This is a genomic window from Microbacterium sp. 22303 (assembly GCF_052045265.1).
Lineage (GTDB): Bacteria > Actinomycetota > Actinomycetes > Actinomycetales > Microbacteriaceae > Microbacterium.
In genome coordinates, this window is record NZ_JBQEOQ010000015.1 from 1 (window position 1) to 332 (window position 332).

The following is a 332-nucleotide window of genomic DNA, read 5'->3' on the forward strand; positions in this document are numbered from 1 at the left end:
GCGGCGCGCACCATCCGCCCTTGCACGACCCGGTCGGACATGTGCAGCACCGCCGCCAACTCCGCGGCCACGCTGCGCGCGGCGAGATCCACTGACTCGCCCCGCACCCCGGACGCACCGTCCGCGGCGGCGAGGTCTTCCGCGAGCCGCTGCGCGACGGCGAGGTGCGCTTCCCTCAATGCCTGCAAGCGGGTGATCGTCGCCTCGGTCGTCTGCAGCCCGTCCACGAGCGCGGCCAGCACGAGCACCGGATCCACCGGGTCCACCCCGGGATCCAGAACCGTGCTGGTCGAGCTCGTCATACCCCCATTCAACCCGGGGCCACCGACATT

At 72.0% G+C, this 332-nt stretch carries 1 protein-coding gene; it reads right to left on the bottom strand.

The annotated features are described in order from the left end of the window. A partial coding sequence (locus ACTJI8_RS20405; RefSeq protein WP_440735266.1) for a hypothetical protein occupies window positions 1-302 on the bottom strand: 302 nt, incomplete at its 3' end. Between the last annotated feature and the right edge of the window lie 30 nt (window positions 303-332).